At 35.4% G+C, this 22,811-nt stretch carries 15 protein-coding genes and 1 pseudogene; 13 read left to right on the top strand and 3 right to left on the bottom strand.

The window, feature by feature from the left end; translation table 11 throughout:
* Positions 1-21: 21 nt before the first annotated feature.
* Complete coding sequence (locus C6H22_RS02950; RefSeq protein ID WP_104693851.1) at positions 22-321, top strand: YciI family protein; 300 nt, start codon at positions 22-24, stop codon at positions 319-321.
* A gap of 31 nt (positions 322-352) precedes the next feature.
* Entirely contained in the window at positions 353-1,057 is a 705-nt protein-coding gene (locus tag C6H22_RS02955; protein WP_104693852.1) for a hypothetical protein, read from the top strand.
* A 2-nt stretch (positions 1,058-1,059) separates the two neighbouring features.
* Here the strand turns inward: C6H22_RS02955 and ruvC are convergent, their stop codons facing one another.
* The gene (gene ruvC, locus C6H22_RS02960) at positions 1,060-1,527 is read right to left on the bottom strand and encodes a crossover junction endodeoxyribonuclease RuvC (protein ID WP_104693853.1); all 468 of its coding nucleotides are present in this window, start codon (positions 1,525-1,527) and stop codon (positions 1,060-1,062) included.
* 104 nt (positions 1,528-1,631) lie between these two features.
* Between ruvC and dnaA the strand changes: the two genes are divergently transcribed.
* From dnaA to lon, 10 genes and pseudogenes are all read left to right on the top strand, one after another.
* A complete protein-coding gene (dnaA, locus tag C6H22_RS02965) occupies positions 1,632-2,957 on the top strand; it encodes a chromosomal replication initiator protein DnaA (protein ID WP_104693854.1) in 1,326 nt (441 codons plus the stop codon).
* Positions 2,958-3,155: 198 nt separating this feature from the next.
* Complete coding sequence (dnaN, locus tag C6H22_RS02970) at positions 3,156-4,220, top strand: DNA polymerase III subunit beta (RefSeq protein WP_104693855.1); 1,065 nt, start codon at positions 3,156-3,158, stop codon at positions 4,218-4,220.
* Positions 4,221-4,242: 22 nt separating this feature from the next.
* The gene (gyrB, locus tag C6H22_RS02975; protein ID WP_104693856.1) at positions 4,243-6,555 is read left to right on the top strand and encodes a DNA topoisomerase (ATP-hydrolyzing) subunit B; all 2,313 of its coding nucleotides are present in this window, start codon (positions 4,243-4,245) and stop codon (positions 6,553-6,555) included.
* Positions 6,556-9,273 (top strand): DNA polymerase I, encoded by a 2,718-nt coding sequence (polA, locus tag C6H22_RS02980; protein WP_104693857.1) that lies wholly within the window; start codon positions 6,556-6,558, stop codon positions 9,271-9,273.
* Positions 9,274-9,394: 121 nt separating this feature from the next.
* Positions 9,395-11,275: an RNA polymerase sigma factor RpoD gene (rpoD, locus tag C6H22_RS02985; RefSeq protein ID WP_104693874.1), complete on the top strand. Its 1,881-nt coding sequence runs from the start codon at positions 9,395-9,397 to the stop codon at positions 11,273-11,275.
* A 184-nt stretch (positions 11,276-11,459) separates the two neighbouring features.
* Positions 11,460-11,726 (top strand): annotated as a pseudogene (gene groES, locus C6H22_RS02990) (co-chaperone GroES); the annotation flags it as partial.
* Between the two features lie 43 nt (positions 11,727-11,769).
* The gene (groL, locus tag C6H22_RS02995; protein ID WP_104693859.1) at positions 11,770-13,404 is read left to right on the top strand and encodes a chaperonin GroEL; all 1,635 of its coding nucleotides are present in this window, start codon (positions 11,770-11,772) and stop codon (positions 13,402-13,404) included.
* Positions 13,405-13,642: 238 nt separating this feature from the next.
* On the top strand, positions 13,643-16,321 hold the full coding sequence (gene alaS / locus C6H22_RS03000) for an alanine--tRNA ligase (protein ID WP_104693860.1): 2,679 nt from the start codon (positions 13,643-13,645) through the stop codon (positions 16,319-16,321).
* 27 nt (positions 16,322-16,348) lie between these two features.
* On the top strand, positions 16,349-16,990 hold the full coding sequence (locus C6H22_RS03005; RefSeq protein WP_104693861.1) for an outer membrane protein assembly factor BamD: 642 nt from the start codon (positions 16,349-16,351) through the stop codon (positions 16,988-16,990).
* A 26-nt stretch (positions 16,991-17,016) separates the two neighbouring features.
* Positions 17,017-19,380, top strand: a complete 2,364-nt coding sequence (gene lon / locus C6H22_RS03010; RefSeq protein ID WP_104693862.1) for an endopeptidase La — start codon at positions 17,017-17,019, stop codon at positions 19,378-19,380.
* A gap of 51 nt (positions 19,381-19,431) precedes the next feature.
* On the opposite strand, the gene C6H22_RS03015 is transcribed toward lon, so the two are convergent.
* A complete protein-coding gene (locus C6H22_RS03015; RefSeq protein ID WP_104693863.1) occupies positions 19,432-21,090 on the bottom strand; it encodes a cation acetate symporter in 1,659 nt (552 codons plus the stop codon).
* Positions 21,091-21,094: 4 nt separating this feature from the next.
* Positions 21,095-21,430, bottom strand: a complete 336-nt coding sequence (locus C6H22_RS03020; protein WP_104693864.1) for a DUF485 domain-containing protein — start codon at positions 21,428-21,430, stop codon at positions 21,095-21,097.
* Between the two features lie 325 nt (positions 21,431-21,755).
* Here C6H22_RS03020 and C6H22_RS03025 point away from each other — a divergent pair, with 325 nt between their 5' ends.
* Positions 21,756-22,808, top strand: a complete 1,053-nt coding sequence (locus tag C6H22_RS03025) for an efflux RND transporter periplasmic adaptor subunit (protein WP_104693865.1) — start codon at positions 21,756-21,758, stop codon at positions 22,806-22,808.
* Positions 22,809-22,811: the final 3 nt, after the last annotated feature.

A 22,811-nucleotide genomic window follows, 5' to 3' on the forward strand; every position in this document is an offset into this window, starting at 1 on the left:
ATCATATAACAGGGAGCAAAAATGAAAAATCTTTTTTGTATTTTGGTAACTTACACAAAACCCATACATGAAATTGAGCAGATTTTGGCAGAACATCGTGCATATTTACAAAAAGGCTATGATGCAGGATTTTTGCTTGTCTCTGGTCCACAGAATCCAAAAATAGGCGGCTGCATTATAGGGCATTTTGCAAGCAAGGATACAGCTATTGCTTTTACACACAATGATCCTTATTACCTCAATAATGCTGCATCGTATGAAATTATAGAATTTAACCCTGTGCTACACGCAAAGTGTATCAAAGAATTTGTGCAAGATTAAAAACAAAACCAAGAGAAAATAAAGGGTAAAAATGAAAAAAAATCTCTCATTACTCTTACTAATCTGCATGGGAGTGGGCATAGGTGTGGGCATTTCTAAAATATATAAACACACACATGAACAAAAATTTATCCCCAATCAATACACTCCACAAGATTCTCAAGATATAGATTCAACACAAACACAGAATCTAGAACAATCCACTCAAGAATCTACACTAGATTCTGTCATTACACAAGATATTTTTTATAAAACACACCAAATTCCACAATTTCAAGAATACCCTGCAACTATGTATCAAGGACAATTTATGAAAGCTGATGAAAGCTGTATAAATTGTGAGGGTGGTCTACAAGAAGCACTAAAGCGAGGTATTATTGATTTTGGTGGCAAATATGCTCTCTACACACTTAAGCCAAATAATGCAGAAATAATGCTTGGTGCAGTGAATGTAGAAAATGGTGAAGTGCTAGAATTTCCTATACTCTATAAAGAGGTCACACCACCTTTTAAGTTCAATGTATTTGCAAAACCACAAAGTAATCTCATATGGGTGCAAGGGGTAGATTCTAAAAATAATGACATATATACAATAGGAGCTTATATTCTTAAAAATGGAAGTTTTCAAAAGATTCAAAGTTTTGAGATTGTCTTTAGTACTTCTGAAAATCTCACTCCACAATCTTTACAACAAGATTTATCTGATTCATCTCAACAAGGTATCGTGATCTTTTAGAGCTATTTTAAACGCTGTGAGTGTGTGATCGCCACAGCTATAGCATCGGTAATATCAAGGGGTTTAATCTCACCCTTGATATGCAAAAGACGTTTCACCATAAAAGCTACTTGTGTTTTATCTGCCTTGCCATTGCCTGTAAGAGCCTTTTTGACTTGCAATGGTGTATATTCTGCAAAATTGCCAAAATCTTGTAAAATCTTTAAACTCAATGCCCCACGAAATTGAGCAAGTTTAATAACACTCTTTGGATTATAGGCATAAAACATATCTTCTATAGCCACCTCATCAATTTTATGTGTCTGTAATATAATATCAAGCCCCTCTATAAATTCTACAATTTGAGCTTGTAAAACACGCTCTTTAATCTTAATAAATCCTGCTTCAATAAGCTTTAACGTATTATTTGTATAATCAATAACTGCATAACCACAATTTCTTGTTCCTGGGTCTATCCCTAAAATTTGCATCTTTAATCCATTTTAAAAGTTTTTTTTTTTATGATTTCAGCAACTTTTCACATATTTTTCACATATTTTTCCACAATCCACAGATGTATCAAGAAAGGCATTTTATGAACATTAATGATATATTAGATCAACTTAAAAAAGAAATATCTCAACACGAATATAATACATATTTTAAGATTCTAGAATTCGATGAAAACGCCTCCAGAGACGATTTACTGGTCTTTTATGCACCAAATAGTATTGTGGCAGATTGGATTGAAATACATTATCTTGATAAGCTCATATCTTGTGCCCAAGAAATCACAGGTATCCCGCCAAAAATTCACATAAAAACAAAAAAATTCACAAATGTTGTGAAAAGTTTAAAAAACAATAAAAATGCAAAAAATTCTGAATCTTCCCAACAAGCACACATTAATTATCAAGAAACTTTTGAAAACTTTGTGGTGGGAAAATCTAATCATCTTGCGTGGGATTCTTGTCAAAAAGTCGTAGAGATCCGAGGACGCATTAATCCTTTGCTTATCTATGGTCATACCGGTGTAGGTAAAACGCATTTACTAAATGCCATTGCAAATTCTGTGAGAGAAAAAAATGAAAAAGTGATTTTAGTTACTGCTGAACAATTTCTAAACGATTTTCAACTACGCTTACATAATAGGACAATGGATACATTTCGCAATATCTATAGAAAATGTGATTATTTGCTGATTGATGATGTCCAATTTTTTGGAGGTAAAGATCAAATTTGTGAAGAATTCCATAATACCTTTAATGCCCTGCATCAAGAAAGAAAACAAATCGTTATGACAAGTGATCAACCACCAAAAAAGATTCGAGGTTTAGAGGAAAGGTTGCGTTCGCGGTTTGAAGGGGGAATAGTCATAGAAATTGAAAAAACCGATTTAGATACAAAAAAAGAGATTATCCGCTCAAAATGTAATCTAAATTCTATCGTCCTTGATGATGAAACAATCAACTTTATCGCCACCAAACTTGATAACTCCAGACAGATTCTAGGAATTATCCAAAATATCAACCTCCAATCCAACCTAAACCCAGATGTCAAAAAAATTGAAATTGCCACAAGTGTGATGAAAACATACCAAAGAGACATATCAGAAAATATCACAATAGATAAGATTCTCTTTTTTGTAGGCAAGGAACTTAACATTAAACCAAGTGAAATAACTTCAAAAGGAAAAAATCAGCGTATAGCCAAAGCACGCAGAATCGCAACATATCTCACACGAAAACTTACGCATAATTCTATGCCACTCATTGCTAATGAACTTAATATGAAAGACCATAGCTCTGTAAGTAAAGCAATAAAAGCTATGGAAGAAGCTATAAAAGAAGATGAAAATCTCAAAAATGTCGTTGAAGAAATAGAAAACAACATAAAAAACGACAATATCCCACAAGTTTAAAGCAACACCAAAACAATTTTAGGTATAATTTAGCGCTTTTTCGAGTAAGAGATGGGAATAAATGTGAAAAATATAATAAAGCATTGTGAAATATTTTTGACTGAAAAAGTCGCCAAAATAGGCAAAAATAAAAATATTTCACATTTTCACAAACTCTACTACTACTACTAAAAATTATTTACATAAAAAGGGGCTATGATGAAACTTAGCATTTCAAAAACACCTTTTGAGATCATACTCTCAAACTTCCAAAGCTTTTTAGAAAAACGAGATATTTCACAAATCACTTCACACATTTATTTTGAATGTATAAATGATACATTGATTTTAAGAGCTACAGATTATGAAGTAGCTATTCAATCCCAGATAGAAATTCAAGCACAAGAAGAAGGCAAAGCTACTGCAAACGGACGAGATATTTTAAATTTTATCAAAAACCTTAAAGAAGGTGATGTTACACTTGAAACACAAGATGATTTACTTATTATAAAACAAGGACGATCAAAATCAAGTCTCCAAATGTTTAACGTGCATGAGTTTCCAAGTCTCCCAGAATTTTCCCAATCTCAACAAATTAATATAGAATCTCATAAATTTCTTAGTTCAATCAAAAAAATCAACTCAACTGCTGAAACAAATAATGCCAAATTCGAGTTAAATGGCGCTTTTTTAGACATCAAAGAATATTCTATAAATTTTGTAGCTACAGATACAAGACGCCTTGCTATCGTTAAATACGACACACAAGGTATCAACACACTTTCTCTTATCATTCCTAAACGCGCCATGAATGAGATTCAAAAGCTTTTTGTTGATAACATAGAAATCTTTTTTAACACAACATACATTATTATCAAATCCCCAACTTATCTATTCTTTAGTAAGGTTATCAATGCTAAATACCCAGATTATGAAAAAATTATCCTAAAAAGCTTTAAAAATACTCTCAAACTTCCAAAAGATAAATTTATTGAATCTATTAAGGTTGTAAGTTCTTTATCAAGTAAAATTAAAATCACACTTAATACTAATGAGATCCTTTTTGAATCTATTAGCGACAGAAATCATAAAGCAAGCACACAAATTGATATTCAAACAGGTATGCAAGAAGAATTCACATTTGGTGTAGATTCTAAAAATATTACAGATTTTTTGGCACAAGTAGATTCAGCAGAATTTACTATGGCACTTAATGAACAAAATTCTCCATTAACTCTTATAGATAATAACTTTAGCACAATCATTATGCCTATTATTTTATAGCATTGTAGGGAGTTAGCAAAGTATGCAAAACTATAGTGGGAAGAATATTAAAGTCCTAAAAGGACTTGAAGCCGTTAGAAAACGACCGGGAATGTATATTGGTGATACCAATATTGGTGGATTACACCATATGGTTTATGAAGTTGTGGATAATTCCATCGATGAAGCTATGGCAGGTTTTTGTGATACAATTAAAATAACATTGACAAACGAAGGTAGCGCTATTATAGAAGATAATGGACGAGGAATTCCAGTAGATATTCATCCTACAGAAAATATTCCAACTGCTACCGTTGTCTTGACAATCTTACATGCAGGTGGAAAGTTTGACCAAGATTCTTATAAAGTTTCTGGTGGTTTGCATGGTGTGGGTGTATCAGTAGTTAATGCTCTTTCTTCTAGATTGATTATGACTATCAAAAAAGATGGCAATATCTATCGCCAAGAATTTGCCAAAGGTATTCCACAATCAGAATTAGAAATTATTGGTAAAACAAATGAGCAAGGCACGACAATAGAATTTTTCCCAGATGGTGAAATTATGGAAGTGCTAGAGTTTAATAAAGAGACTTTAGCGCGTCGTTTTAAAGAGATTGCTTATTTAAATAAGAACATTACTATCACATTTTTTGATGAACGAAGTGGTGTGCAAGAAGTTTATCATTTTGAAGGTGGGCTTTTACAATTTGTTCAAGATTTAAATCATAAGCCTTTAGTCTCCCAAATTATTAATTTTGAAACCAATGATCAAGATGTAGAAGTAGAAATTGCTTTAGCCTATAATGATGGATATGATGAGAAAGTTTTAAGTTTTGTGAATAATATACGCACTCCAGAGGGTGGAACACACGAAGCAGGTTTTAGAGCAGGGCTTTCTAGAGTAATTGTGAATTATATCGAGGCTAATGCAAATGCACGTGAAAAAGATTCTAAAGTTACAGGTGATGATGTCCGCGAAGGTTTAGTAGCCATCGTTTCGACAAAAGTAATTGAACCGCAATTTGAGGGACAAACAAAGGGTAAATTAGGAAGTTCATTTGTTAAACCTATAGTCCAAAAGCTTACCTACGAAAAACTCAATAAATTTTTTGAAGAAAATCCAAATGATGCAAAAGCGATTATGCAAAAAGCTATTATGGCAGCTCGTGGTCGTGAAGCTGCCAAAAAAGCAAGAGATTTAACACGCAAAAAAGAAAGTTTTTCTGTAGGCACATTACCAGGAAAACTCGCAGATTGTCAAAGTAAAGATCCAACCGAATCTGAAATTTATCTCGTGGAAGGGGATTCTGCAGGTGGTAGTGCAAAGCAAGGTCGTGATAGAGGATATCAAGCGATTTTACCATTGCGTGGAAAGATTCTCAATGTCGAAAAATCTCGCCTTGATAAGATTCTAAAATCTGATGAAATCAAAAATATGATTACAGCCTTTGGGTGTGGTATAGGTGATGAGTTTGCTATCGAAAAATTGCGTTATCACAAAATTATCATTATGACTGATGCTGATGTTGATGGTAGCCATATTCAAACACTTTTAATGACATTTTTTTATCGTTATCTTAAACCACTTATCCAAAATGGACATATTTATATTGCCCAACCACCACTTTTTAGATTCAAAAAAGGTAAAAAAGAGGTGTATTTAAAAGATGAAAAAGCATTGAGTGAATATCTCATTGAAAATGGGATTGGAAATTTTGAGTTTGAGGGTATAGGGAATACCGAACTTTTAGAGATTTTAAAATATATTTCTCATTATCGTTTTGTATTAAAGGAACTTGAGAAGCAATATCCAATGCTTGAAGCTATAAAATTTCTTATCCAAAATCCACAGATTCATACTAATGAATATCAAAAGCTTTTTATAGAGCTTGAAAAGTTTCTGCAAACACAAAAGTGTAATATTTTGAATAAGGAAATTACACAAATGCATTTGCGACTTTATGTGCAAACTCGTGTAGGACTTGTGGAGCTTTTGATTGATGAGAATCTATGGAGTAATAATTTTTTTAAAGAAGGCTTATCAGTTTATAAAAATATCCAAGATAGGGGGTTAAGCTTTTTACAAGATAAAGATCCTATTGCATTACTTGAAGAGATAGAATCTAGCGCCAAAAAAGATGCTTATATCCAAAGATATAAAGGTTTGGGAGAAATGAATCCAGAACAACTTTGGGAAACAACGATGACTCCAGCCAATAGAACGCTCCTTCGTGTGAGTTTAGAGGATGATGTGAGTGCTGATGAGGTTTTCACACTCTTTATGGGTGATGAAGTTGAACCTCGAAGATTATATATCCAAAATAATGCAAAGAATGTCAAACACCTAGATGTATAGATGAAAACTCTCACAATCATAGATACTTTTGGGTTTTTTTTTCGTTCTTTTTATGCCCTGCCACCATTAAAAAATAAAGAAGGCTTTCCCACAGGTCTTTTATTAGGATTTTGTAATCTTTTAAACAATCTTTATAAAGATAAGAATTGTGATTATATCCTTTTTGCCCTAGAAGGACAGGGTAAAAATCGTCGAAAGATTCTTGATCCGCGTTATAAACAAAATCGCCAAGAAGTCCCAAAAGAACTACTTTTACAACTTCCTATTGCAATTGAGTGGATTCAAAAAATGGGTTTTGTAAATCTAAGTGTAGATGGATATGAAGCTGATGATGTAATCGCTTCTACAAGTGTTTTAGCACATAAAAGGGGTTTAAATGTGCGTATCATTAGTCATGATAAAGATTTATATCAACTTATAGATTCACAAACTTATATCTATGATCCCATAAAAAAAATAGAAATACATGAGGAGCAATGTCAGGAAAAATTTGGTGTTTTGCCTTGTGAGTTTATTGATTATCAAAGTCTTGTTGGAGATAGTAGTGATAATGTTGCAGGTATCAAAGGTATAGGTGCTAAAAGCGCACAAAAACTTATCAAACATTTTCAGAATCTAGAATCTTTATATCAACGAAGTGATGAGATAGCCCAAGTTTTAACTCCGCGGTTACAAAGAATTATTTTGGATTCTAAGGATGAAGCATTTCTTGCAAAATCTCTTGTAACTTTAGTAAAAGATATTCCATTAGAGATAGATTTTGCCCAATGTGCAATGCCAAGTCAAAATCCGCTTTTAGAAATTGTTGATGCATTGCATAAATATGAATTTAATGGGATTCTTACAAAGATTCAAGGTCCAAAATATAATTCTCTCTCTACCGCTCCAAGTTTTAAGAATGCTGTGTTTTCGCAACAAATTTCACAATCTAGCACTTTTATATATGAATACATAATGATAGATTCACAATCCACACTTTTTACACTTATACAATCTATACCAAAAGATGCGCTTATAGCTTTTGATACTGAAAGTGATGGACTTGATACTAAAGAAGCAAATATTGTGGGCTTTAGCTTTAGTATCGATGGACATAAGGGTTATTATGTGCCATTGGGGCATACTTATTTAGGTGTCCAGACACAAATAGATAAACAAAGTGCCAAAATTGCTTTGGAAAATATTTTTTCTCATACACTTATAGGGCATAATCTTAAATTTGATATAGCACTTGTATATCATAATTTTGGTATTAAACCCCAAAATACCATTATTGATACGATGGTTTTAGCTTGGCTTTTAGATAGTGCAAAACCAGTGGGACTTGATAAACAAATGTTACAATGGTTTGGGCATAAGATGATTAGTTTTGAAGAGATTGTAGATAAAAAGCAAACTTTTGCAAATGTAGATGTAAATCTTGCTTCACAATACGCTGCTGAAGATGCAGTAGCAACATATTGTTTGTATAAACGTTTGAAACAAGAATTTGAACAAAGAGGACTTAAATCTATTTTAGAACTTGCTAGAGAGTTAGAATTTCCTTTTGTAAATGTTTTGGTGCAAATGGAGATGGAAGGTATCAAGATTGATACGACATTATTTCGAGAATATAATAAAGATTTTACAAAGATTTTACATTCTCTCACACAGCAACTCTATGAATATGCGGGAGAAAATTTTAACATTAATTCCCCACAGCAACTCTCCCAAATTCTTTTTACTAAGCTTGGATTACAAAGTGGGCGTAGTGTCAAAGGGGGACTTAGCACAGATGAACGCACATTAAGCAATATAGCCCATTCTCACCCCATCATACCACTTGTGCTTGATTATCGTGAAATGAATAAATTAAAAAATACCTACATTGAGCCACTTTTAAAATATGCTAATAAAAATATTGAACATAAAATTTATACTTCATTTTTACAGACAGGCACCGTAACAGGACGCTTAAGCTCCAAATCTCCAAATCTCCAAAATATCCCCGTTCGTAGTGAATATGGTCGCAAGATTCGTAAAGGATTTATAGCAAAAGAGGGATATAAATTGATTAGTGTGGATTATTCTCAAATAGAATTGCGACTTCTTGCACATTTTAGTCAAGATTCACATCTTATAGAAGCTTTTAAGCGGCAAAAAGATATACACTATGAAACAGCTTTGCGACTTTTTGGTGAAGCTCAAGCACACAATAAGCGCTTTATTGCCAAAACGATTAATTTTGGGCTTATTTATGGTATGGGTGCGCGTAAACTTAGTGAAACACTAAAAATCACTCACAAGGAAGCAAAAGAATATATTGAAAGTTATTTCAAACTTTTTCCAACGGTTAAAGACTATCTACATAATCAAAAAGAATTTTTGCTTGAAAATGGTTATACACAAACCCTTCTAGGGCGCAGACGATATTTTGATTTTAGCGATGCTACGGAATTTATGAAGGCAAATTATATCCGTGAGGGCATAAATTGCATTTTTCAAGGTAGCGCAGCCGATCTGATTAAACTATGTATGTATAAAATTTATCAAAATTACCAAAATAGTGAATTACAAATGCTTTTACAAGTGCATGATGAGTTGATTTTTCAAGCTCCAGAATCAAAAGTTGAGGAGTTTTTACCTCACATAGAATCTCTTATGAATTCTATTTACACACTTTTAGTGCCACTTAAATGTAGTGTGAGTGTGGGAGATAATTGGGCAGATTTGAAGTAGATTCTACAAAAATTTACAAAAATATCGATGTTAGGGACTAAAAACTTTTTGCAAAGGAATTGTGATGACAAAAGAAATGTTTGATGATGAAAAAGATATAGATATGAATTTAGATGGTGATATGCCCCAAGTTGCTGATAAACAAAACAAAAAAGCCAAAGAGGTTATGCAAAATTTAGAGACATTTTTTAAAGAAGAAGAGAGTAGTTATGTTACATATGAAAAAATTGCACAAATTCTTGCCAAAGCACCAAGTGCAGCACAAGTGCGCAAGATTAGAGAAATGGCTAAAAAATATAAAAAAGAATTGTTAAGTTCCTCTGAAGCGGCAAAAAAACTCAATATGGAAGATCAAATAAAATCGCAAGAAGAGCGTAAAAAAATCATTGATGATGAACTTGAAGATGAATTTGACTTTGCCAAAGAGCGAGAGTTATTAGAATGGAGTAGAAGTGATAGTCCAGTGCGAATGTATCTGCGTGAAATGGGGCAGATTCCGCTTTTGACGAAAGAAGAGGAAGTTGATCTTTCTAAAAAGATTGAATTAGGTGAAAGCACGATACTTGATGCGATTTGTTCGGTGCCATATTTGATTGATTTTATTTATGATTACAAAGATGCACTCATAAATCGTGAGCGACGTGTCAAGGAACTTTTTAAAAGTTTTGAAGATGAAGAAGAGGAAGATTCTGAAGAAGAAATTGATGAGCTTGAAAATGAAGAAGATTCTGCTACTAAAAAGCCAATCAATAAGAAGGATCAAAAACGCATAGAAAAAGTGTTGGAGAATTTTAAAGCACTTGATAAGGCAAAAAGAGATTGGCTTAAAGTATTAAACGCTCAAGAGGAAGAGGCACAAAAAGATGAAGATGAACTTGTTTATATTTTGCTTTTGGCGCATAAAAAACAGATTCTCAAAGAAAAATTACTAGATTTAGGACCAACAAGTAAACTTATAAATGAGCTTGTTAAAGCAATGGAAAATACCCTAAAAAGTGGCGATGGTTTTGAGAAGGAATTAAAAAGACTTGAATATAAACTACCTCTTTTTAATGAGGCACTTGTAAGTAATCATAAAAAAATCTTAGAAAACATCACAAATATGAGTCGCGAGGAGATTGCTGCTGCAGTGCCAGAAACAACTATGATAAGTGTGTATATCGAGCTTAAGAAACTTTTTCAGACAAAAGAAGCGAGTGAAGGAGGCTTTAATCTTGAGCCAGAAAAATTAAAAGAGATTCTTGAGCAAATAAAGCGGGGTAAAAATATCTCCGATAAAGCAAAAGCAAAAATGGCGCGATCAAACCTGCGTCTTGTGGTGAGTATCGCCAAGCGCTATACAAATCGTGGATTGCCATTTTTGGATCTTATACAAGAGGGCAATATAGGGCTTATGAAAGCTGTTGATAAATTTGAATACAAAAAGGGCTTTAAATTTTCGACATATGCGACTTGGTGGATTAGGCAAGCTATTTCTCGTGCAATTGCCGATCAAGCACGCACGATTAGAATCCCTATCCATATGATAGAAACAATCAATAGAATCCATAAAATTATGCGTAAGTATATGCAAGAACATGGAAAAGAGCCAGATGTAGAATTTATCGCTCAAGAGGTTGGACTTCCTGTAGATAAAGTTAAGAATGTGATTAAGATTACCAAAGAACCAATAAGTCTTGATGCGCCTATAGGAAATGATGATGATGGAAAATTTGGGGATTTTGTCGAGGATAAAAGTTCTATGGGACCTATGGATTTTATCCTAAAAGAAGACTTAAAAGCACAAATTTATGAGGTATTAGATCAACTTAACGATCGTGAAAGAGCGGTTATTAGAATGCGTTTTGGGTTACTTGATGATGAAAGTGATAGAACACTAGAAGAAATTGGTAAAGAACTAAATGTAACGCGTGAGCGTGTGCGCCAAATAGAATCTAGCGCAATAAAGAAGCTAAAACATCCAAAAGTAGGGCGAAAACTCAAAAATTATATAGAAGAATAAGCTTCTTGTTATGTCATATATGTTAAAACTTTAAATATTTTAACATAATAAAGTTTAGTCTTTTATACTAAACTTTATTTATTCATTTACTATAAAATATTGACTTATTTAATAAAATCTATTAAAATTATCGCACTTAAGTTTTTTAAGTGCTAATTATTTACATTACTCACAAGGAGAAATTATGAAATTCACACCGCTTGGAGAGAGAGTTCTCATACAGAGATTAGAAGAAGATACTAAAACAAGCTCAGGCATTATTATCCCAGACAATGCCAAAGAAAAGCCTCTTATGGGAAAAATTAAAGCTTTGGGTGAAAAAGTCACTAAAGAATGTCCAGCACTCAAAAAAGATCAAGTTGTTATGTTTGAGAAATACAAAGGTAGCGAAGTCAAACTAGACAATGAAGAATACATCGTGCTAGAAGTTGAAGATATTCTAGGTATTATTGAAAAATAATTTTACAACATAAATTTACATTAAGGAGTTTATCATGGCAAACAAAGAAATTCACTTTGCAGATTCTGCAAGAAACAAGCTTTATGAAGGCATTAAACAATTAAGCGATGCAGTAAAAGTGACTATGGGACCAAAAGGGCGTAATGTTCTTATTCAAAAATCTTATGGTGCACCAGCTATCACAAAAGATGGTGTGTCTGTAGCAAAAGAAGTAGAACTTGCTGATCCAATTGCTAATATGGGTGCACAGCTCGTTAAAGAAGTTGCAAGCAAAACTGCTGATGCAGCAGGTGATGGCACAACAACTGCAACCGTTTTAGCACATAGTATTTTTAAAGAAGGCTTACGTAATATTACTGCAGGTGCAAATCCTGTTGAGGTAAAACGCGGTATGGATAAGGCTAGTGAAGCAATTATCGAAGAGCTTAAAAAAGGAAGCAAAAAAGTTGGCGGTAAAGATGAAATCGCACAAGTAGCAACTATTTCGGCAAATTCTGATGATAAGATTGGTAGTCTTATTGCTGAGGCTATGGAAAAAGTAGGTAAAGATGGCGTGATCACCGTTGAAGAAGCTAAAGGTATTAATGATGAACTTAATGTGGTTGAAGGTATGCAATTTGACAGAGGATACCTTTCTGCATATTTTGTAACTAATACTGATAAAATGATTGCACAGCTTGAAAACGCGTATGTGCTTTTGACAGACAAAAAAATCTCAAATATGAAAGAGATTTTGCCTTTGCTTGAAGCTACCATGCAAAGTGGTAAGCCACTTCTTATCATTGCTGAGGATATTGAAGGTGAAGCACTTACAACATTAGTTGTAAATAAACTTCGTGGTGTGCTTAATGTCTCTGCAGTGAAAGCACCGGGCTTTGGCGATAGAAGAAAAGCAATGCTTCAAGATATTGCAATTCTTACAGGTGGACAAGTTATCAGTGAAGAGCTTGGTAAAACACTTGAAGCAGCCAGCTTGCAAGATTTGGGACAAGCAGCACGCATTGTGATTGACAAAGACAATACAACCATCGTAGATGGTAAGGGTAAAGCTCAAGCTGTTAAAGAAAGAATTGCACAAATTAAAACAGAGATTGAGAATACTACAAGTGATTATGATAGAGAAAAACTTCAAGAACGCCTTGCTAAACTTAGTGGCGGTGTGGCAGTGATCAAAGTTGGTGCAGCTACAGAAGTAGAGATGAAAGAGAAAAAAGATCGTGTAGATGATGCACTTTCTGCGACAAAAGCAGCGGTTGATGAAGGTATTGTTATCGGTGGTGGTGCAGCACTTATCCATGCAGCGCAAAAAGTTAAACTCAAATTTGAGGGTGATGAGGCAATTGGTTATGACATCATCAAACGTGCTATCAAAGCACCTTTGGCGCAGATTGCAGCAAATGCTGGATTTGATAGTGGTGTGGTTGTTAATGAAGTGCAAAATGCTAAAGAAACAATAGGCTTTAATGCTAGCAAAGGCGAATATGTAGATATGTTTAAGGCAGGTATCATCGACCCACTTAAGGTAACTCGTATTGCTTTACAAAACGCAGTATCTGTTTCTAGCTTGTTGCTTACTACAGAAGCGACAATTAATGAGATTAAAGAAGATAAACCAGCTCCAGCGATGCCAGATATGGGCGGTATGGGTGGAATGGGCGGTATGATGTAATTTTGTCTAATATTCTATCCATAGAATACCTAGCTATATGTTAGGTATTCTGTCTTCTTTACTCCTGCATATATGAAATTTTGTATTATTCATCTCTTGTTTGTAGCTTTTGTTTTGGATTGATAGAGATTGTGAATCTTAGGATTCTAAGGCAAGAGAGGGTTTTTTGGAATAATAGAAAATTTTATGTTTTTAAGATACAATGCTAAAAAAGTGCTTTAGATAAGGATTGATAGAAATGGATGTGCGTGCTGCATTTTTAGATTTTTTTCAACAAAAAGGGCATAAGATTTATGATTCTATGTCGCTTGTGCCAAATGATGCGACATTGCTTTTTACAAATGCGGGTATGGTGCAGTTTAAAGATATTTTTACAGGTAGGCTTCCGCGTCCGCAAATCCCCCGCGCTACTAGTTCACAGATCTGTATGCGGGCAGGTGGCAAACATAATGACTTAGAAAATGTTGGTTATACTGCGCGTCATCATACGCTTTTTGAGATGTTAGGAAATTTTAGTTTTGGAGATTATTTCAAACAAGATGCCATAGCTTATGCGTGGGAATTGCTTACTAAAGTTTTAGGCTTTGATGAAAAAGTGCTTTATGTGAGTGTGCATGAAAGTGATGATGAGGCATTTAAGATTTGGAGTAATTATATAGACCCTAGCAAAATAATGCGTATGGGTGATAAAGACAATTTCTGGCAAATGGGTGATGTAGGTCCTTGTGGTCCTTGTAGTGAAATTTATGTTGATCAAGGTAGTGAATTTTTTCACTCAAGTGAGGATTTTTTTGGTGGCGAGGGTGATAGATTCTTAGAAATATGGAATCTTGTTTTTATGCAATATGAGCGTGATGAAAGCGGGGTATTAAAACTCTTGCCAAGCCCAAGTATCGATACAGGTATGGGATTGGAGCGTGTGATTGCACTCAAAGAAGGTAAGATAAATAATTTTGACACTTCACTTTTTACACCGCTTATGCGATGTATTGAGAATTTAACACAACAAGAATATATTAGTGATGATGTCTTGCTGAGGGATTCCTATACGCAAGAGCAACGAGAGCATATCAAAGCTCGTATCTCAAGTTTTCGTGTTATCGCTGATCATGCGCGTAGCGTGGCATTTTTACTTGCTCAAGGCGTGCATTTTGACAAAGAGGGTCGTGGCTATGTATTGCGCAGAATCTTACGCCGAGCAGTTCGACATGGATACCTACTTGGACTTAAAGAAGCATTTTTATACAAGGCAATAGAAGTATTAGCACAATCTATGCAAAGCACTTACCCATGTCTTTTGGAGCGAAAAGATATAATTACCAAGCAGTGTAAAAGCGAAGAAGAGCGATTTTTAGAAACTATTGATGCAGGTATGGAGCTTTTTAATAAAGAATTATATACAATGGGTATAGCCTCGCAAAATACACATAGTAAGCATGAGATTCATACGCAAAAAAATAGAAAATTTAGTGGCGAAGTGGCTTTTAGATTGTATGACACCTATGGATTCCCACTTGATCTTACACAAGATATGTTGCGCGATAGAGGTATAGAAGTAGATATGCAAGATTTTGATTCTTGTATGCAAGCCCAAAAACAACGCTCTAAGACTAGTTGGAAAGGTAGTGGAGATAGTGTGCAAGAAGGTGATTTTAAAGAGATTCTTAGTGCGTTTGGTGAAAATACGTTTGTAGGTTATGATACAGATTGCATGCAGACAAAAATTTTGGCATTATTGGATTCTACATTTAAGCGTACACAATCTCTCCAAGCAGGAGCAGATGGCTATGTGTTTTTACATACTACGCCACTATATCCAGAATCTGGTGGTCCTGTGGGTGATAAGGGTGTGCTTTTGGACTCGCAAGGACAAGTGTGTGCTTCTGTGAGTGATACTAAAAAATATTTTGGACTTATTATTTCTCAAGTACATACAAACAAAGCACTTACTCAAGATCAAGAGGTAGTAGCCCAAGTGGATACTTCGCGCAGTGAAATAGCCAAACACCATTCCGCAACGCATCTTTTGCACCTGTCTTTGCGCAAGATTTTAGGTGAGCATGTTACGCAGGCTGGTAGTTTGGTTGAGGCACATCGTTTGCGTTTTGACTTTAGCCATACCAAACCTCTTAGTCAAGAGGAGCTTGAATATATAGAATCTGATGTGAATGCACAAATATGCACTGCAAATACACAAGTATGTGAGACTATGCCACTAGAGGTGGCAAAAGCAAAGGGTGCTATGGCACTTTTTGGTGAGAAGTATGCGGATAATGTGCGAGTGGTAAGCTTTGGAGATTCTGTTGAGTTATGCGGAGGGATACATGTATCAAATACCGCCCAAATTGGGGGTTTTTATATCACCAAAGAAAGTGGCGTGAGTAGCGGTGTGCGACGCATAGAAGCTGTGTGTGGGCATGCTGCTTATGAATGGGGCAAAAAGGCATTAGACACGCTTAAAAATGCCAAAGATGCGCTTAAAGTCCAAGATGTGTTAGTAGGAATTAGCAAGCTTCAAGCCCAACTAAAAGAACTTAAGCAAATTTCATCACATAGTGCAATAAGCAAAGAGTTTGCGTATGAGCAAATACAAGGATGTCATTTTGTGGTTACAAAGCTTGAAAATATTCAGAGTGCACAAGCAAAGGCATATATCGATGAGGTAAAAAATAAATACCAAAGTGTAGCGATTTTGCTTATCGTAGAAAATGAGGGCAAGGTTTTTATTGCCGCAGGGGTAAAAAATGCACCACTAAAGGCGGGATCGTGGGTTAAGGAGGTTGCACAGATTTTAGGTGGTAATGGCGGTGGGCGCGATGACTTTGCTACTGCTGGTGGCAAGGATGTGGCACATATTGATAGGGCTTTAGAGCGTGCGCGTGAGTTTGCACTAGAGTACCTTAGAGAGGGCAATTAGCTAAGAGTTTCGCAAAAAGAGGAGAATATGCGTAAGATTCTATACATCGGATTTGTGAGTGTGTGGGCGTTGTATTTTAGTGCTTGTTCACAAAAAGAACTAGAATATAACAAACCAGCGATGTATTGGTATCAAAACATACTCAAAGAAATCAATTTTGGGAATCTTGAGGGTGCGGATTCTAATTTTTCTTCTTTGCAATCTGAGCATATTAATTCACCTCTTGTGCCTGAAGCTATGTTAATCCTTGCACAGGCTCATATGGATAGAGAAGAATATTTGTTAGCAACTTTTTATGTTGATGAGTATGAGAAGCGTTATTCTACTATCGGTGATCAAGATTATTTGGGATATCTCAAAATTCTTGCAAATTATTATGGATTTAAAAATTATGCTAAAGACCAAGAGTTTATGTATCGTTCTATTAGTGAAATAGAAACATATTTAGAAACTTTTCCAAATAGTCGATACGCACCATTTGTTGAGTATGTGTTTATTAAATTTAAGCTTGGTGAAAATGATTTGAATACAGCAATTGCTAATGTCTATAAGCGTAAAGGCAAGGAGCAGGCGCAAGAAGATTATCTCTCAAGAAATCAAGATATCATCGAGGGACTTAAAATTAAATCCTCATATATTCCTTGGTATGTGCGGATTTTTAACTGGTAATAAAATTTAATAAGAGGTTTACAATAATGCATAATGATGATACTTTAGAATTTCCGATGACCTTACCCTTGCTTGTGCAAGATGATCTTTTTATTTATCCATTTATGATTTTACCTATTTTTGTGAGCGATGAGGAAAACATATGTGCCATTGATAAAGCTATGGAGAGTAAAGATATGGAGCAAAAGCGTATTTTTGTCTCTGTGGCTAAAGAAGATGGAGGATTTTATGATGTGGGTGTGATGGGGCATATTATGCGAAAGACTGCTATTCCCGATGGACGCATAAAAATCCTCTTTCAAGGTCTTTATAAATGCAAAGTGCTTGGTGTAACACAAGGGGAGCTATTAGAAGTTCATATAGATCGCATAGAATCTAAGCCCTATGAGGAAAACACTGCAAATGCTTTGTTGGAGATTTTGCGTGAAAAAGTCAAGATTTTGGCAAACTTGGCGCAACATTTTCCACCAGATTTACTTAAAGCCCTTGATGAAAACTATGATCCTAATCGCATTGTTGATCTTGTGGCTTCCGGGATTCGATTAAAAAAAGATGTCGCTTACACGCTTTTTGCCAAAGATGATGTGTTGGAGCGTTTAGAGCTTATTATTGAATGTGTAATGGAGGAGATTCAAGCTCAAAAAATGCAAAAAGAGATCAAATCCAAAGTGCATAATAAAATGGAGCAAATCAATAAGGAGTATTTTCTCAAAGAGCAGCTAAAGCTTATACAAAAAGAGCTAGGCGAGAATCCAAAAGATGAAGAAATAGAGCGCTATAGCCAAAAACTAGAATTTTTACGCCCATATATGCACGAAGATGCATACAAAGAGATAAAAAAGCAAATTACTCGTCTTTCTCGTATGCATCAAGATAGCGCTGATGCAAATTTATTGCAAAACTATGTAGAATGGTGCCTAGAGATTCCTTTTGGGAAATTTGCTCCCACTAAGATTGCTATCAAAAATCTTGCCAAGCAGTTAGATTCTGATCACTATGCATTACAAAAGCCTAAAGAAAGGATTGTGGAATATTTTGCAGTGCGAGAGCTTGCTACTAGGCGTAAGCAAGATAGTAAAGATTCTAAGGGTACCATTTTATGCTTTTTTGGACCTCCAGGTGTGGGAAAAACAAGCCTTGCAAATTCTATCGCTAAGGCTGCAAAACGCTCTCTTGTGCGCATCGCGTTAGGTGGTATGGAGGATGTCAATGAATTACGCGGACATAGACGCACGTATATAGGTGCTATGCCCGGACGAATTACACAAGGTTTGATAGAAGCTAAAGAATTAAACCCTGTGATTGTATTAGATGAGATTGATAAAGTGGGCAAAAGTTACAGAGGCGATCTATCTAGCGTGCTTTTAGAGATTCTAGATCCAGAGCAAAATGTAGCATTTAGAGATTATTATACAAATTTTGATCTTGATCTTTCGCAAGTTATTTTTATTGCTACAGCTAATGATATAGGTATGATTCCCCCACCTTTGCGCGATAGAATGGAATTTATTGAAATTTCTAGTTACACACCACAAGAAAAATTTGAGATTGCGCGTAAGTATTTAATCCCCCAAGAGATTAAAAAACATGCCCTTAAATCTACAGAAATTTCTCTTAACATAGGAGCACTTAAAGAACTTATAGAAAAATATACAAGAGAAGCAGGTGTGCGGAATTTACGACGACAAATCGCCACGATAATGCGTAAGGTGGCTAAAGAGATTCTAAGCAAAGAAGAGGACACAAAGATTCTCATCACACAAAAAGATCTTCCTACATATCTCCATAAAAAGGTATTTGAGATCTCTAGTGCTGAGAAAAAAAATCAAATAGGTGTTACCAGTGGCTTGGCTTGGACAAGCGTTGGAGGCGATGTTTTAAAAATTGAGGCAATTAAGATTAAGGGTAAGGGAGAATTAACACTTACCGGTAGCCTTGGTGATGTAATGAAAGAATCTGCCAAAATTGCGCATTCTGTGGTAAAGACACTTTTTGATTCTAAATTTTTGTGCAATGCACAACACAAACAAGACGCACAGATTTATAACAGCTATGATATACACTTGCATATTCCAGAGGGTGCGACACCAAAAGATGGACCTAGTGCGGGAATTACAATGGCTTGCACGATTGCAAGTATCTTGTCTGATAGATGCGTAGATGGCAGTGTTGCTATGACAGGAGAACTAACTTTAGGTGGCAATGTTTTATCTATAGGCGGACTTAAGGAAAAATTGATTGCTGCACATAAGGCAGGCATTAAAAAAGCACTTATTCCTATGAAAAATTATCAACAGGATTTGGATGAAATTAGTCCACAGATTAAAGAGCAAATGCAAATAATTGGTGTAAGCACAATCAAGGAAGTATTAAAAATCGCACTTGTATGAGAAGAATTTGAGTTTGCCTATATAGGCAAACTCGGATACACTCAAAGTGTGTTAATGTGCTACCGCTTCACTTGCTCCAATCCCTGTTTGCGCACGGAAATCTTGAGCCTTAAATCCCAATCTATCGATTTTTGCACGCTCACTATTATCAAGTTTAGAAATAATGAAGATGAGTAAAAATGTCAATGGCATCGTAAAGATCGCAGGGTGTTCATAAGGGAAAATAGCTTCAGGGAATTTGAAAACCTGCACCCATACGCTTTTGCTAAGCAACACAAGTGTCAAGACACTAACTAAGCCGATTAATCCACCCCAAAATACCCCTTTTGTTGTGAGGTTTTTCCAATAAATACAAAGTAGTATGATAGGAAAATTTACGCTTGCAGCAATAGCAAAAGCAAGACCCACCATAAAGGCAACATTTTGGCTTTCAAACCCTATACCAAGAATAATTGCCAATATACCAAGTCCAATAGATGCACCTTTTGTAACACGCATTTCTAATTTTTGGTCACAAACTCCATTTTTGCAAACATTGACAAATAAATCATGGCTTATTGCACCAGCTCCAGAGATTGCCAATCCAGCCACCACAGCTAAAATCGTGGCAAAGGCTACTGCACAAATAAATCCAAAGAATACATCACCACCGAGGACTTGTGCCAAAAGAACAGCCGCCATGTTGTTTGGATGAGTGAATTTACCCTCGCTATCAGTAAAATCTGGATTACCTAGCAAAAAAGCAATAGCACCAAATCCTATAATAAAGGTAAGGATATAAAAATATCCAATAAGTCCTGTGGCATAGAATACAGATTTTCGTGCTTCTTTGGCATCTTTGACGGTAAAAAATCTCATCAATACATGAGGTAATCCAGCCGTCCCAAACATAAGCGCCAAACCTAAAGATAATGCGGAGATAGGATCAGGTAAAAAAGTCCCAGGACGCATAATGGCTTCACCACTTTTGTGGTTGTTAATGGCTTTTTCAAACCAAGATGCAAGATCAAAGTTTGCATAATAAAGCACCATAAGCGCCATAAATGTAGAGCCACCCAACAACAAACAAGCCTTAATGATTTGCACCCAAGTAGTGGCATGCATACCACCAAAAACAACATAGCAAATCATCAAGATTCCTACAATTATAACTGCTATTGTGTATGGAAGCCCAAAGAGCACTTCTATAAGCTGTCCTGCACCTACCATTTGCGCGATAAGATAAAAGACAATCACAGCCAACCCACTAATTGCCGAAATTGTGCGAATAGGTTTAGACTTCAATCGATACGCTACAATATCTGCAAATGTGTATTTACCTAGATTGCGAAATTTTTCGGCTATGAGAAAAAGCACAATAGGCCAACCAACCAAGAATCCAACAGAATAAATAAGCCCATCAAAGCCATTGGTAAAAACCAATGCCACAATCCCCAAAAAGCTTGCCGCACTCATATAATCCCCAGCGATTGCAATGCCATTTTGCAATCCAGTGATATTGCCTCCAGCGGTATAAAAACCATCAGCAGATTTCGATTTTTTGTTAGAAAAATATGTAATGCCAAGCGTTGCTAAGACAAAAAGCACAAACAAGGTAATCGCAATGTAGTTTAGATCACTTCTTTGCACTTCTCCTAGATCAAGTCCAGCACCTAAGATAATTTGTGTGCCACTTATAGCCAAAAATCCCAAAAATATTTTATGTTTCATAGTATTACCTCCCTTTTTGCAAATCTTCTATGAGTCCATTTTGGCGTAACTCATCAATCACTTCTTCTTGTTCTTTGTCAAAATATTTATTGGCAAAAAGAGTATAAACACCAGTTAGCGCAATGGATAATACAATGAGAAAGATTCCAAACATAATACCAAGCGTAATGGAGCTAGGTCCTAGCCTATATCCCAAAACCTCTGGGAAAAATCCAACACCAATGATAAACCCATAGTAACATATAAGGACAGCTATCGCAAGAGTAAGTCCAAATTTGTTACGAAATCTTACAAATTGCTTAAAGCGTTGTAACACAGCTTCTTTGTTATCGTTTGCCATACTGCACTCCTTGTTTTGGTTAAGATATTTTTAATGTAACAAAAAAATAATAATTTGTTAAGCTTTTTGTAATAATATGGAGATTTTTTCAAAAATATTGTGTTGATATGTATCAAAAATTGTGATACATAGGATACTCAGTATTATATACAAAATGAAACACTCAAGTTGAGAATCTATATATTATGAGCAGTGATTGTTATCGTCTCCCATTTTGGATATGTAGTGATATTTGATATTGAAATATTTTGGATTTTACACGATTTAGCCTATATTTAGATGGTGGGGTTTCTTTGGCTTAAAATCATAATAGAAGGGGAGTTAGATGAGAATTTTAGTTCTCTTGGTGTTTGTGTGTTTTGGCTTGTTTGCGCAGGATAAAGTTACAGAAGCAACAATTGTTTCACAACCTATTCAAAAGGGCAAACTGCAAGCACAAACTTCATTTTTAGGCACATTACATTTTGTCAATGCCTCCAAAGTTGCCTCGCAAACAAGCGGTGTTGTGGAAAAACTCAATTTTAAAATTGGTGATTCTATTAAGATAAATGCTTCTCTTGCACAGGTTAATGCTGATTTATTACAAAAAGAAATCCAAAGCAAACAAGCCAAACTCAAACAAGCCCAATACATTCACGAACGCCAACAAAAAGAACTTGCGCGTTATAAGAATCTACTCAAGTCCGAATCTGTGTCGCTCCAACAATACGAAAGTATCGAATACGAACAAAAATCTCAATACAGCAATATTTTAGCACTCACTTCTGAGCTAGAATCTGCCAAAATGGAGCTAAGCAAAAAAAATATCAAAGCTCCAATAGGCGGTATCATCGTGGATAAGATGATTAATAAGGGCGAATGGATTAATGTGGGCGACCCCATTTGCGAAATTGTGGATACTACGAGTGCAGAAATCATAGTTGATGTGCCATCAACGATGCTAATGCACCTAAAAAACGGACAAGAAGTGGGTGTGATTATTGAGAAAAAGCATTATAGAGGTAAGATTTATGCCATCATTCCTCGTGCTGACACACACACAAGGACATTTCCAGTGCATTTGCATGTGGAAAACGATGGGAGTTTTGTCGATGGTATGGCGACTCAAGTTTTGCTCGCTAGCGGTGGCGTGATTGAGGGTGATATGGTGCCTAGAGATTGCATTGTAGAATATTTGGGGACACAAAGTGTTTTTGTCGTGCGCGATTCTAAGGCATATGCTGTGCCAGTTGAGGTGCTAAGTATGCAGGGAGAAAATGCGATTGTGCGTGGTAAGCTAAAAAGCACAGATTCTGTTGTGTATCGTGGACAAGATCGCCTCCAAAATGGTATGCAGGTGCGAGAATCTACTATTAATCTCAAGAGTTCCAAAAAGTAGGCT

It is taken from the genome of Helicobacter equorum (assembly GCF_900198655.1).
GTDB lineage: Bacteria > Campylobacterota > Campylobacteria > Campylobacterales > Helicobacteraceae > Helicobacter_F > Helicobacter_F equorum.